Origin of the sequence: Paenibacillus sp. FSL R7-0163 (assembly GCF_037969975.1) — a bacterium.
In the GTDB taxonomy this organism is placed as follows: Bacteria; Bacillota; Bacilli; order Paenibacillales; family Paenibacillaceae; genus Paenibacillus_AQ; species Paenibacillus_AQ odorifer.
In genome coordinates, this window is the sequence record NZ_CP150224.1 from 6,124,246 (window position 1) to 6,137,096 (window position 12,851).

Below are 12,851 nucleotides of genomic sequence, written 5' to 3' on the forward strand. Positions count from 1 at the left end.
TTATAGTTGATGCATATTTCGTTGTCAACGGAATTTTTTTGCGAGAAATCAGCGCCGGACTAATATCCTTGTTATCTGTAATATAGGCATCACAAAGAAAAAAAGAAAGGGTTAAGCTCAGCGCTCACCCTTTCTTTCGGATATTCTATTCAGCCCATTCAAATTACCTATATTCCTGAAACCATAGACCTATCTCTGCCGCTTAAATGGCTGATGGTGTCACTTTTAGCGCCGACAGATTCTGCAGCCGCGGCATTCCGATACGGAAGCTGCCACGGGTCTCAACACCACCAATACCCTGATTACCGCTGATGGTATTATTCAGAACATCACTAAGATTTACAGTATCCCTGATGGAAGTAAAGGATGATTTTGCTGCTACATAAACGGGATCCAGAGCATGGATCAAAATTCGACCAGGTGAACTGGCAAAATTAGCCCCAGCTCCAAGTAATGCCTCGAAATGAGATTGGCAAGCACCGGCAACAATAGTCAACGCATCAAAATTCCGCTCATACTCCCTAGCTACCCTAATAGCAGCTATAAAGTTTTGCGAATTTTTGTAGCTATTCAGACTATATAGATCGTAAGTATGCTGTTGCTTCAGTACCCCATCATGACCAGTGATCACTACAATGTCTGGGCGTACACGGGGCAACAGCCGGTATAACGTATCAGCCATTGCAGATTCATGAACATGATGCCCTTCAGCGGGAATCCGCAGTTGCTCGTATAAGCTAAGGCTCTTATTCAAATATGCCGGATCGCCATCCAGATGCAGTACTTTACCCGGCACTTCAAAATAAGGAGCTTCCTTGGAGGGTGGAGCCCATGTCCCCTCTGTTAGGGTTCCCCCGCTCCGCTGACTTTGCTCCTGACGGTCCTTCCGCAGCTGTGTCAGTGATTCCTTCGCTTTGATCTGTGCTTGCTGTCCCCGTTCCGTTATTCGGGTAGGAGGCACTTGAACCAGGTCATCCAGAGGAGAATCCGCCAACAGGCGGAAATCTGTGCCTTTAATGACGGCTCTATCCTGCACGATATTATCTACACGAAATGTTAAATCACCGCCATAAGATTTGCGAACGACCAAGTCTCCTAAATTCATTACAACCACCACCTCTACCCCATCGTATGGGCAAAGGCCTCAGTTGGTTCATAACTCGCCATATTTTTAAAATATAAGAATGTATAATGCTCCACCAGAATAACATCCTTATATTTCTACGAGAAACGGTTGTCGTCCTTTAAGACAACAACCGTTTCTTATTGCTTATTCAATTCCAGCGGCTAGCAAAACACCGCTTAAGCGGGCGTATTCTTCAAGACTGAGTGTTTCTCCGCGACGGGTCGGTTCAATACCCGCTTCTGCGAGTAAAGCCTCCAGCTGCTCACGTCCTTGTTCAGGGAAGTAACGAGCCTTCAGATTGTTAGCAATCGTCTTGCGGCGCTGTGTGAAAGAAGCGTGAACCACTTCAAAGAAATGCTTCTCACTCTCCACCTTTACCGGAGGATGCTCTCTAACCTTCAGACGGATAACAGCAGACTCCACATTAGGTTGAGGGATGAATACCGTACGCGGCACGATACAGACGAGCTCAGGCTCGCTGTAGTACTGCACGGCAATGCTAAGACTTCCGTATTCCTTTCCACCTGGAGATGCAGCCATACGCTCCGCAACCTCCTTCTGAATCATTACAACGATGTTATCAAGGGGAAGCTTCTCTTCAAGCAGCTTCATCAGAATCGGAGTAGTCACATAATAAGGCAGGTTAGCAACCACACTGACCTTGTTCACAGTGGTGAAATCTTCCTTGAACATTTCCTGCAAGTTCACATTGAGGACATCATCGTTACGAACCTTAACATGGGGATAAGGGGAAAGTACGTCTTTTAATATTGGAATCAGTCTACGGTCTATCTCTACGGCAGTTACAGCACCGGCTGTTAGTGCCAGACGCTCCGTCAGCGCTCCAATTCCCGGCCCGATCTCCAGCGCCCCAGAATCGCTATCTAGTCCAGCAGCGTCTACAATCTTGTCCAAAATATTTTGATCAATCAAAAAATTCTGTCCCAGGCTTTTCTTGAACTTGAATCCATAACGTTGAATAATCTCTTTGGTCCGTTTTGGAGTCGAAATTTCCTCTCTACCACTCATGAAGTAATGCCTCCCTGATCAATTTGGGCGAGAGCCCCGGCAAATTCCTCCCGCGTAATCCCAAACATCGCCAGCCGCTTGTACAGCTGTTTGCCGTTACAATATCCGATTCCAAGCAAATTACCAAGCGCCATACGTCTTTCAGCAGCCCGAGGGTGTACAAGCATTCCAGCGGCCATAAGGTCATCAATACCAATCAAAGCAGGTGCTCCTTCAAAAGAGGTATGTACGTTACGCAGCGCATGACGAATCGCCTCTGGCGATGCATTCTCTACACCGATATCCCCTTTTCGAGTTGCGTCCTTCTCCGGAATAAAAGCATGCTTGCAGCCCGGCACCTTCGCTGAAACGATTTTACGAATTCGCTCCCCAGCATGGTCCGGGTCCGTAAGAATAATAACCCCTCTGCGTTCCATAGCTAGCGCAATCTTCGCAATTACAGTCCGGTTTACAGCAGAGCCGCCTGTCTCAATCGTATCTGCTTCCACAGCACGCTTAATGGCTACGGTATCGCTTTTGCCTTCAACGACGATTAATTCCTTAATCATATTTCTTGACTCCTTCCAAAAAAAGCAAAAAGAAGAGGATTCGCTCCTCTTCTTTTGGTTAAAGAATGTATAAGTGATGAGCGGTTGCTCTGCGATCAACGAAATGATCATCCAGCGTTCCTTAACGGTTATCATCACTATAGCTTATCAAAGGATTTTTTGCAAAAGCTTCAGTTCTAGTTAAGCTCTGGTTTCACAGGTCCAATCACATATACGGTACGTGATTTACGGCCGAAATTACGAGCATGGCTCAGGGAATCATAATAGACATCCACTTTATTGCCTTTAATGGCACCGCCCGTATCCTCTGCACGGCGGAATCCAAGCCCATCGATATAAACCCACCAGCCAATAGGAATTACATTCGGATCTACTGCAATTGTACGACCTTCCGTTACGCGTGTTCCGGAGGCAGTTTTAGTACCTATTCCTGGCTCTTCTGACGAATAAGCTGTCATGGAGACGTTCTTAATCATCTTCTTGTACTCAAAGTCTACGCCAGCCTTGCTTGTGACGTTCTTAGTCTTAGCGCTAACTTTAGTCGTTTTGGAGGTAGTGCTTGATTTGGAAGTTGTTGTAGCTTTAGCAACTACAGTAGGCTTAGGAAGTGCTTTAGTACCAACGGCAATGATCTTATCTTTTGTTACCGTTTGTACTTCCTTGCCGATCATGCGCATAGAGGCCAGTTCTCCGTCTTGATAGATCTTTTCAATATGCTGAACCATGACGCCTGGTTTGCCTGCCTGTGCCACTCTAACTGTTCCCACAGTAAGGGAGGGATCTGCTGTCTTAATAACACGGAAAGGTAAGTTAGTTGTTCGCTGTACCGTTTGCTTGTTGATACGAACGATCTTAATCTCCATGTCAGCAGAGATGGTGGTGTCTAACGAAGGAAAAATCTTATCATAGCCTTCTAGGTTGATACCCAGTTTGTCAATCGCCTGACCGATAGTGTCTTCGGTCGTATATAACGTTTTTGTTGCTCCGTCCGCAGTAAGGCTAAATTTCTGCGCACGATTGATAACGACACGGTCACCGTCTTTTATTTCATCACTCAGACCTAAAGATAATTCATCATGCGGCTGCAGCGAAATTTGCTCTTTCTCCAACACATCACCAAGAAGTGCTTCTCGCGTTTCAAGTGTCTGTGTTTGCCCGTCTATTACTAAAACAAATTGTTTGTTACTTTGACCGTGTACGTACAGCAGAATTAACAGCGCGATTGCGATTGAAATCACACCTGCAAGTAAAAGTACGCGAGTATTTACTTGCTCCCACCGTAATGCGAAAGACCTGCTGGATGACTGCGAATCATGGGATACCTCTGGTTGGAATAAGCCCATTCTCTCCATCCTCCTTACATAGCCTCGTCGTCAATTTGTATATCATGAGGACTGAATTTCTTTGACGAAACTATTTGAGATTGTCACAGGATACGCACGTATTAACTTAGCGTCTCCTGCTCATGGATCGCCTGCTCGGCACAGCTACTCCCACACCTGTTATATAACAGTATGCGGGCAACATTCAGTTTATTCAAAAATAAAGAAGCCTAAAAAGAGTTCTCTTGAGGACTCTTTCGTGGCTTCTCCGATGTCAGAATACGCGGGAATGTTTGTGCACGAGGTTGCCTCTCTTACTTGCGCTTACGGGGTTAGCTGTCGGGTTCGGACGAAAGAGAGACGCCCTATTTCAGGTCACCCGCTCACGGCGGTTGCCCTTAAATTCACCCCAAAGACCACGTGAAGAAATCAAATATTGTTCTGCGGCAATTCCTAGTCGTATTCAAGATACAGGCATGCGGCAGTTCAATATTGGTTCCCCCGTTCTCCATACGGAGACTCAGCGAGACGATCCATGAATCAATGGCTGTCACAATAACAACAGCTCACATCACTGAAAAGATGATATCCTGTTTTGATGCATGTTGTAAAGGACGATTCAACCACGTTTAAGCAAATATATGGTTAAAATATTGTAATAATCAGCCGTTTTTATATTAAAAAAGTTTAATATATCGGCTATTCTCTATTTTTCACCCGTTTTACTCCTGTTTTCAGACAATCCCAAATCGTTCCAGTGCGTTCGCATACGTAATTTTAGCCAATTCTTCCCATGTTAACCCTTTAATTTCAGCCGCAGCCTCTGCTACTAACTTCACATGAGCACTCTCATTTCGCTTGCCACGGAAGGGGTGTGGAGTCAAATATGGAGCGTCTGTTTCGATCAATAATCGGTCCAATGGCGTCTGTGCAAGCACCTCTTTAGGCACTCTGGCATTTTTGAACGTTATCGGTCCTCCAAATGACAAATGAAATCCAAGGTCTAGACACATTTTTGCTGTTTCCCAGCTGCCTGAGAACGAATGCATCACGCCACCAATTTCATTTGCTTTTTCCTCCCGTAAAATCCGTACAACATCTTCATGAGCATCACGGTCATGTATACAGATTGGCATTTTTAGTTCACGGGCTAGTCCGATTTGTTTGCGGAAGACCTCCTGCTGCACATCCTTGGGAGAGGTATCCCAATAATAATCCAATCCAATCTCTCCGATGGCCACCACTTTTTCATGGCTGCAAAGAGAGGCGATCCAATCGAGGTCCCCCTCTTTCATATCAATCGCATCCTGTGGATGCCAGCCCACCGCTGCATAAATATAATCATAAGATTCAGCCAGCTTCATCGTTGAAGGGATCGTTTCCCGATTAAATCCAATATTGATCATCTTGCTAACTCCGGCCTCTACTGCACGAGCAATAACTTCCTCGCGATCCTCGTCGAATTGAGGCGCATCTAGATGTGTATGTGTGTCGAACAGATACATTTTAAAGCTCACTCCTTGTTGTTTTTATCAATAGTTCCATAAATATTTGTATTATTTTGCAAAAATCTCTGCTACAGAAGAGGGCAAGCGTGTAAGGGCTTTTTTCAGCTTATCCTGTGGGAAATATAGATGATATCTGCCACGATGAATTCCGCTTATTGAGCGCACAATATCCGATACCTCTGAAATTTCCCGCAATTGCTCATTCCGATCAAGCAGTAAAATTTGATTATTGTCGAAGGCTGCTCCTGGACGGAACACATCATAAGGCAAATCTGTCGGATAATCAATCTCTAGGTCATATTCTGGGTTAAGTCCCACTCCCGCAAAACTGCTGCGGATTTCCGTAATCATATCTGTATCCAAATTCTCGATCTCTACATATTTATACAGTTTACGATGAATAAAACGGGTACACAAGTCGCTTAATAACTCATCTTCTTCAAGTGTCCATTGCATAAAAGCAGTCTGTACCAGTGCCTCATCAAGCATTAAATATTGCTTCACTGTTACTTCTCCTCGAAAGAGATCTTCCAGCGGAGCGATCATAAAGCGAAATTTGTACCCCTCTTGGAACAATTCTTTAGCTCTACGGAAGATTTGACGCAAAATAATTTCAGAGCTGCGCGTCACCGGATGAAAATATACCTGCCAGTACATTTGATAACGTGACATTAAATAATCTTCAATGGCATGCATACCTGATTCTTTTACTACAATCCGCCCATTATAAGGACGAAGCATTCTCAAAATCCGATCAATGTCGATGGTTCCATAGTTTACACCTGTATAGTACGCATCACGCAGCAAATAATCCATACGATCAGCATCCAGCGGACTGGAAACCAAATTGACAACAATTTCATGCTCATAAGTCTTAGAGATAACTGAAGCTACTTTACGAGGAAAATCTTCCTCCACATCACGCAATATTTCGGTAATCTCCGTGTCCTCCAAAATAATCCGGCAGGTCCAATCCTCATGGTTCATTTCAAAAGCTTCTTCTATAGAATGGGAAAATGGGCCATGCCCTAAATCATGCAGCAAAGCCGCACACAAAGTAAGCAAACTTTCTTCCGGAATCCAATCCTTATACCCGCTGCGCTCAAATTGCGAAATGATTCTTCGTGTAATTTCATATACTCCTAAAGAATGAGAAAATCGACTATGCTCTGCACCATGAAAAGTGAGATATGAGGTACCTAACTGGCGAATCCGGCGTAAACGCTGAAATTCTTTTGTATTAATTAGTCGCCAAATAATCGTATCCTGTACATGAATATAATTATGAACGGGATCCTTGAAAACCTTTTCTTCCGTGAGCGGCTGCTTCATGAGGTCAACTCCTTCTAATAATTTAATATGATTTTAACTAATATCAGTATATAATAAGTAATTATGTCGTACTTTGTCGAAAAGTATCATTTTTGGTCTTGGTAAATCGACAAAATGCTTTCAGGGCAATTCTTAATTTTTATAGGGACATTCAAAGTTCTTATGGAAATTTTCTTATTCAGCCTATGAAAAAAGGTTGACTGATTTGGGAATCGTTGGTATTATAAGTATCATAAAACAGTGAACAATGTCGAATAATGACGTTTTTGGAACATTGAGAGGAGTAACGATTGTTATGATGAAATCAACAGGAATTGTAAGAAAAGTAGACGAACTTGGACGGGTTGTTATTCCTATTGAATTACGCCGTACACTTGGCATTGGCGAAAAGGACGCACTGGAAATTTACGTTGATGGCGAACGGATTATGCTTAAAAAGTATGAGCCTGCCTGCATTTTCTGTGGCAACGCTGAGAACGTAACTTACTTTAAAGGAAAAATAGTTTGTCATGAATGCATTTCTTCCATCCCTACCCCTGTGACAAACTAAATTAAATAGTATATAATAGAACTAATCAAATTGTTAATTCTAACCTTTTCATATCTCCTTGACCTCCCGTGACCGCGGGAGGTATTTTTTATGTCTGGGTTTGCCCTCCCTAAGGGCAATGTACTTCAAGACGGAACCAGTAATACTTAGTTGTATTTCTTACAGTTATTTTAAATGATTTTTACCATTAAACGAATTAATTGTATTTTGTACACTTATATTCCCTATATCTCCGTGAAATCAATCATTTCCACCTTTATAACTGTATGAAGTACAACTAAACGAACAAATACATAAAAAAATTCAAAAATAACTGTACAAAGTACATTTAACCCACAGATAAATCATTCAAGCTCGGGCCGTTTCCAAGAATCCTTAGTTATTCTAAGAGTTCGTCTACAACACTTACTCTTCTGCTCTATCAAGCAACGCATTATAAATATCCCGTTTGGCTACACCCCGGTCTGATGCCGCTTTTTTCATAGCCTCTTTACGTGGCACATCCTGTGCTTCGTAATGAGCTACATGTTCTTCAATGCTTAACTGACGCCACCACGCCGATTCTGCGATTTCTGCATCTTCCTTGCTCTCCCCTTCTACGACAATAACATATTCGCCTAGCGGAGGATGTTCAGCAAGCCAAAGTGTACATTCCTCAATCGAACCGCGTAGAAATTCCTCATATCTTTTCGTTAATTCACGTGCCAACACAATCTGGCGATTGCCGAATGCTTCTTGAAGATGAGCAAGTGTCTTAACTACGCGATGGGGAGATTCGTAGAACAACAAAGTTCCTTGAGCCGAACGAAGTGGACTTAATACTGCTCGGATGTCCTTACGCTCTCGGGGAAGAAAGCCGATAAAAGTGAACGTATTCGTAGATAGACCAGAAGCGATCAAAGCTGACAACGCTGCGTTAGCTCCAGGGATAGGAATCACCGGAATTCCATGACTTATAGCAAGGGCTACAAGATCCGCTCCAGGGTCAGAAATCGCTGGTAAACCGGCATCGCTGACGAGTGCCAAATTTTTTCCTTCTATTATATAGCGTACAAGCTCAGGTCCACTGGCGGCCTTATTATGCTCATGATAACTAAACAACATCGAAGGTGAAATCTCAAAGTGGCTGAGTAATTTCCGGGTCTGTCTCGTATCTTCCGCGGCAATAATATCACATTCCTGTAAAGTGCGGACTGCACGATAGGTCATATCCTCCAGATTACCGATAGGTGTAGCCACCAGAAAAAGCGACCCTGTTGTCTCCTGAGTACTGGTATTGGTCTTGTTTTGAAAACTGCTTTGGCATGATATCGTCATGATTTACCCTCTTTAGCACCATAGTAGATGTCCATAATCTCTGGACAGTATTGATTGTCCTCATTATATACGATGAGCGGTGGTTGTAAACGAACCTCAGGCTTTCCATCACGTGTAGCTTCGATTAATACCATATTAGCCTCTAGATGGGCACGTGGATGTACAAACCGAATAATCTTTGGCTCGAGTCTATATTGTCTCATAAGACTGATAATATCAACCAACCGTTGTGGTTTATGAACCATACTTACCTTTCCGCCCGTCCGAACCAATCGCACACAAGCCTGAATAACCTCCTCCAGAGTACAGCCTATCTCATGACGAGCCATAGCCTGATGGTTGTTCAGCTTCAGATCACTGCCATTAAGCGGCATATAAGGAGGGTTCACCGTTATTGCATCATACACACCATGTCCTGCGGTAGTATATAACTCGCGTAAATCACCTTCATGAATTACAACCTGATCCTGAAGGCCATTGAGAGCCACACTACGACGAGCCATATCAGCTAAACGAGGTTGTATTTCAATACCTTCTATAGAGGCTTTTGTCCGGGTAGTCATTAAAATCGGTATTACACCATTTCCCGTACAAAGATCTAGAACTCTTCCACGTGGCGGAACACTGGCGAAACGAGCAAGCAATACAGCATCCATAGAAAAGCTAAATACTTCATCACTTTGAATAATGCGCAGGTCATGCGTTAGTAAATCATCCACCCGCTCCGTCGGTAACAAGGGGACAGATATATCATTAAAAGAATTCTTCATGTAATAATCTCCTAAAGGTTTTGTTGAAAAAAACTTGCTTCAAATGCATATGCCTATTGGCCAAAATTCAAAAAAAACCGTAGGATTAATCTCCTACGGCTGGATATCCTCATTTATTAAGAAAAGAAAGACAGAACAGACAGTCACCTTCCGTGCGTAAATGTCCAAAATAAACATTACAGATGTGAAAGCCTTCGTGGTAAAGTCGAGCCAAGTTGTCATAACCTTCCCCGACAACCTCTTCTGTTCCCTCTCCGGTAGCTAAAAGAGCTTCCGCCTCCGCAGAATCTACGGTAGGATCCAAAGGTGCATCCCGCTTTAAAATTTTGCGAAGCTGTTCATTCTCCAGAGTTAACCTCTGGTTAGCTTCCATCAGTTCTTTTACCGTCTGTTTCCATTCTCCAAGATTGGCGCGCATCGTTTCCATCTGCGCTTCCATATCCTGCATGTGTGCAAATATATTTTTCTTCTCCAAGTTTCCACCCCGAAAGTAACCTTATATGGTTTACTTGACGACAACATCATCCATTGGAAGTTCCTTAACTTTGCCCACTTCAAACAACTGTACATGAACCGTACGGTTTCCGGCATTGATTCCTACTACTTTGCCATCCCCCAATGAGGTCACGACAATCTTGCCGACCGCTGGCATTTCTTCCTTTACACTCTCATAATTGTCATGCTCAAATTTCAAACAACACATCAGACGTCCACAAAGTCCGGAAATCTTGGTCGGATTAAGTGAAAGGTTCTGATCCTTGGCCATTTTTATGGATACGGGTTCAAAATCCCCTAACCAAGATGAACAACAAAGCACTCGTCCACAAGGTCCAAGTCCACCTAGCATCTTTGCTTCATCACGTACCCCAATTTGCCGAAGCTCAATGCGGGTCCGAAAAATACTTGCCAGATCCTTAACCAATTCTCTAAAATCAACGCGTCCTTCGGCCGTAAAGTAAAATATAATCTTATTACGGTCAAAAGTAAACTCTACATCTACGAGCTTCATTTTGAGACCGTGGTCGCGTATTTTATTTAAACAGGTTGTAAAAGCCTCCTTAGCGGCGCTTTTGTTCTCCTCAACTACGCGTGCGTCGGTTTCTCCGGCAATACGCATCACTTTTTTGAGGGGTAGTACAACATCGGACTCCTCCACCTCTTTTTTGCCTACGACAACCTTACCGTATTCCACCCCACGTGCTGTCTCAACAATAACACATTGATCTCGTTCAATCGGAAAATCAAGTGGATCAAAATAATATATTTTACCCGCTTTTTTAAAACGGACACCTACTACGCTGTACAAAAATTAACCCCCTTGTTTGCCGGTAAAAGGAACCTATGGGCATGTCCGCTCCCTGATGATCCATGCTTGTCCTTCCTCGTCTGTTAAAACGATACTTCCAGGTAAAGCGACATCCGGAGGATATATCATTGCTAATCCTTTAACTTTCCAGTCGGATTAAGAACTGCTCCAGACACAACTGGGCATTGGCATTGGAACGCAGCTTCTTAGTACTCTCTGCTGCATATCCCATATAAGCCACCCATTGTTCCGCACTGCGCCCACGGGCATGCCTGGAAATAAAGTCTAACTGATCTATAAAAACGATACTTTCATGCTTGCGGTACAGGAAGTAGAGCATATCTTTAAACCATAGATGGAACATGCTGAAAAGGATATCCAAATGTTCAGCGAGCCCAGTCTTGAACAGCTTCTGCCCGGCAGTTGCTACCGTGGAGCTGCCCTTGCTTAAGGACTCCTTAGCTAATTGTAACACTAGATTTCTCATTTCTGCAAACCAATTCTGTTCCAAAAGTTCCCTGCAACCATCAAGTCCCGAACTAAGTGATACTGCACATCGAGCTAAGGGGATCGGCACACCCTCACTTGCTAGCGCTTGAAGCATAATATCCGGATTTAACGGACTAAATGGAATCCGCTGAGTCCGTGACTGAATCGTCGGCAATAAAGAACGACTATTATCAGATATTAGGATTCCTACTGCCGGAGCTGGCGGTTCTTCCAGAAACTTCAACAAACTATTGGCAGCTTGTACCGTCATTTTGTCTGCCCCATCTATAATATAAACCTTTGGATTCACACCCTCAGATCGATAGGAAAAGACACGCTGCAGCTCACGGATCTGATCTATTTTTATGCTTGCACCGTCGGGCTGCAGCAATGACAAATCAGGATGGTTTCCATGCTCAACCTTTCGGCACTCTAGACATTCGCCACAGGCGTCATCCTTGCTTTCAGTGCAAAAAATTGCTTGGGCAAACATCAGCGCCGTCTTCATTTGTCCACTGCCTGCTGGTCCTGTAAATAAATAAGCATGGCTCACAGCGTCCTTGCGCAAGGCATTTTGGAGTAGCCGTTTAGCATGCTCCTGGCCTACTATATCATGAAAAGGCATAATTTCCTCCCAAAACTTTAAAAAGAAAGGTTGATTAACAACCCGCGAATTTCTCCAACACGTCCCAACAGATCTATTCGGCCCTGCTCACTATTCAGCAGATCGTCTGCCATAGATAGCAAAGCCGCATCAATTTCCTCAAGCAGCTTGTAACGCTTGCCCCGCCCACGTCTATCCCATCCACGTGTCTCTTTCAGTATAACGCCTCTACGAGCGGTTTCTTCCAGAAACCTTTTGATCATCATCCGGTAAATGGTGAGTTCACGAATGGTCATAGACTTAGATAAACGGTCGCCTTGTGACTGTATTTCTTTGATCTGGCGGTTTAGTTCATCTTTGGTTTTCTGTTCACCTTGCTGCTGAAAAACGTCAGAGAACGATTTCTGCTGAACAGGCTTATTAGCCCCTTCTGCATTTGGAAGCTCACTCTTTAAGGGCCTATATCCCGGATTGATCTTCAAAGGTTATCTACCGCCCCTTTTTTGTAAATGACTTGCTCATTTATATTATACTTAATAATGTTCGAAACGATCTACAGGAAGCACGAATACAGTAGCGCCACCGACCTGTACTTCAACAGGGAGCGGTAAATAGGAATCCGTCGTGCCACTCATCGGAGTTACTGGAGTGACTAGTTGTTCACGCACTTTACAGCTGTTACGGATAACGTTTAGTACAGCTTCGATCTGACTGTCTTCTACCCCAATCATAAATGTCGTATTTCCCGCCCGCAGAAATCCACCTGTACTTGCGAGTTTGGTAGCACGGAAATTGGCTTTTACTAGCTCACTGGATAACCGGTTACTGTCTTTATCCTGGATAATTGCAATGATCAACTTCATCTTCGCATTCCCTCCCAAAAAAGTTTTATGGAGTATTACTACTTAATGTGTTCTTAGTAGTAACCTCACTTCATAAGCAAACGCTTA

Annotated in this window: 14 protein-coding genes and 1 riboswitch; of the genes, 1 reads left to right on the forward strand and 13 read right to left on the reverse strand. The window is 43.7% G+C overall.

Translation table 11 applies throughout. The features are described from left to right. Positions 1-202 precede the first annotated feature (202 nt). The 6 genes from yabG to NST45_RS26930 form a co-directional block, all read right to left on the reverse strand. Positions 203-1,105: a sporulation peptidase YabG gene (yabG, locus tag NST45_RS26905; RefSeq protein WP_036678813.1), complete on the reverse strand. Its 903-nt coding sequence runs from the start codon at positions 1,103-1,105 to the stop codon at positions 203-205. Positions 1,106-1,270: 165 nt separating this feature from the next. Continuing rightward, complete coding sequence (gene rsmA / locus NST45_RS26910; RefSeq protein WP_036678815.1) at positions 1,271-2,155, reverse strand: 16S rRNA (adenine(1518)-N(6)/adenine(1519)-N(6))-dimethyltransferase RsmA; 885 nt, start codon at positions 2,153-2,155, stop codon at positions 1,271-1,273. Further along, the gene (gene rnmV, locus NST45_RS26915; protein WP_036678817.1) at positions 2,152-2,703 is read right to left on the reverse strand and encodes a ribonuclease M5; all 552 of its coding nucleotides are present in this window, start codon (positions 2,701-2,703) and stop codon (positions 2,152-2,154) included. Before rnmV ends, rsmA begins: the two co-directional genes overlap by 4 nt. Positions 2,704-2,879: 176 nt before the next feature. Beyond that, positions 2,880-4,046, reverse strand: coding sequence for a 3D domain-containing protein (locus NST45_RS26920; RefSeq protein WP_036678820.1), 1,167 nt, complete (start codon positions 4,044-4,046; stop codon positions 2,880-2,882). A gap of 285 nt (positions 4,047-4,331) precedes the next feature. Continuing rightward, positions 4,332-4,561, reverse strand: a riboswitch (cyclic di-AMP (ydaO/yuaA leader). A 198-nt stretch (positions 4,562-4,759) separates the two neighbouring features. Further along, positions 4,760-5,530, reverse strand: coding sequence for a TatD family hydrolase (locus NST45_RS26925; RefSeq protein ID WP_036678823.1), 771 nt, complete (start codon positions 5,528-5,530; stop codon positions 4,760-4,762). Positions 5,531-5,581: 51 nt separating this feature from the next. Next, positions 5,582-6,865 carry an HD domain-containing protein gene (locus tag NST45_RS26930; protein WP_038568006.1) on the reverse strand — a complete coding sequence of 428 codons (1,284 nt, stop codon included), beginning with the start codon at positions 6,863-6,865 and terminating at the stop codon, positions 5,582-5,584. A 295-nt stretch (positions 6,866-7,160) separates the two neighbouring features. Between NST45_RS26930 and NST45_RS26935 the strand changes: the two genes are divergently transcribed. Then, a complete protein-coding gene (locus NST45_RS26935; protein WP_036678829.1) occupies positions 7,161-7,415 on the forward strand; it encodes an AbrB/MazE/SpoVT family DNA-binding domain-containing protein in 255 nt (84 codons plus the stop codon). A gap of 405 nt (positions 7,416-7,820) precedes the next feature. On the opposite strand, the gene rsmI is transcribed toward NST45_RS26935, so the two are convergent. The 7 genes from rsmI to NST45_RS26970 form a co-directional block, all read right to left on the reverse strand. Further along, positions 7,821-8,732 (reverse strand): 16S rRNA (cytidine(1402)-2'-O)-methyltransferase, encoded by a 912-nt coding sequence (gene rsmI, locus NST45_RS26940; RefSeq protein ID WP_038568004.1) that lies wholly within the window; start codon positions 8,730-8,732, stop codon positions 7,821-7,823. Next, the gene (locus tag NST45_RS26945) at positions 8,729-9,502 is read right to left on the reverse strand and encodes a tRNA1(Val) (adenine(37)-N6)-methyltransferase (protein ID WP_326047972.1); all 774 of its coding nucleotides are present in this window, start codon (positions 9,500-9,502) and stop codon (positions 8,729-8,731) included. Before NST45_RS26945 ends, rsmI begins: the two co-directional genes overlap by 4 nt. Positions 9,503-9,611: 109 nt before the next feature. After that, on the reverse strand, positions 9,612-9,977 hold the full coding sequence (gene yabA, locus NST45_RS26950) for a DNA replication initiation control protein YabA (RefSeq protein ID WP_036678835.1): 366 nt from the start codon (positions 9,975-9,977) through the stop codon (positions 9,612-9,614). Between the two features lie 30 nt (positions 9,978-10,007). Next, entirely contained in the window at positions 10,008-10,808 is an 801-nt protein-coding gene (locus NST45_RS26955) for a stage 0 sporulation family protein (protein ID WP_036678838.1), read from the reverse strand. A gap of 139 nt (positions 10,809-10,947) precedes the next feature. Beyond that, a complete protein-coding gene (gene holB / locus NST45_RS26960) occupies positions 10,948-11,922 on the reverse strand; it encodes a DNA polymerase III subunit delta' (protein ID WP_076099912.1) in 975 nt (324 codons plus the stop codon). 17 nt (positions 11,923-11,939) lie between these two features. After that, complete coding sequence (locus tag NST45_RS26965) at positions 11,940-12,383, reverse strand: YaaR family protein (protein ID WP_036678842.1); 444 nt, start codon at positions 12,381-12,383, stop codon at positions 11,940-11,942. Positions 12,384-12,434: 51 nt separating this feature from the next. Continuing rightward, positions 12,435-12,764, reverse strand: coding sequence for a cyclic-di-AMP receptor (locus NST45_RS26970; RefSeq protein ID WP_036678844.1), 330 nt, complete (start codon positions 12,762-12,764; stop codon positions 12,435-12,437). Positions 12,765-12,851 lie beyond the last annotated feature (87 nt).

Bases quoted from the DNA above. Each gene is read 5' to 3' on its own strand.
- NST45_RS26970 (WP_036678844.1), bottom strand. From the start codon at position 12,764: ATGAAGTTGATCATTGCAATTATCCAGGATAAAGACAGTAACCGGTTA.
- holB (WP_076099912.1), bottom strand. From the start codon at position 11,922: ATGCCTTTTCATGATATAGTAGGCCAGGAGCATGCTAAACGGCTACTC.
- rsmI (WP_038568004.1), bottom strand. From the start codon at position 8,732: ATGACGATATCATGCCAAAGCAGTTTTCAAAACAAGACCAATACCAGT.
- NST45_RS26945 (WP_326047972.1), bottom strand. From the start codon at position 9,502: ATGAAGAATTCTTTTAATGATATATCTGTCCCCTTGTTACCGACGGAG.
- yabG (WP_036678813.1), bottom strand. From the start codon at position 1,105: ATGAATTTAGGAGACTTGGTCGTTCGCAAATCTTATGGCGGTGATTTA.
- NST45_RS26935 (WP_036678829.1), top strand. From the start codon at position 7,161: ATGATGAAATCAACAGGAATTGTAAGAAAAGTAGACGAACTTGGACGG.
- rnmV (WP_036678817.1), bottom strand. From the start codon at position 2,703: ATGATTAAGGAATTAATCGTCGTTGAAGGCAAAAGCGATACCGTAGCC.
- NST45_RS26925 (WP_036678823.1), bottom strand. From the start codon at position 5,530: ATGTATCTGTTCGACACACATACACATCTAGATGCGCCTCAATTCGAC.
- NST45_RS26920 (WP_036678820.1), bottom strand. From the start codon at position 4,046: ATGGGCTTATTCCAACCAGAGGTATCCCATGATTCGCAGTCATCCAGC.
- NST45_RS26930 (WP_038568006.1), bottom strand. From the start codon at position 6,865: ATGAAGCAGCCGCTCACGGAAGAAAAGGTTTTCAAGGATCCCGTTCAT.
- rsmA (WP_036678815.1), bottom strand. From the start codon at position 2,155: ATGAGTGGTAGAGAGGAAATTTCGACTCCAAAACGGACCAAAGAGATT.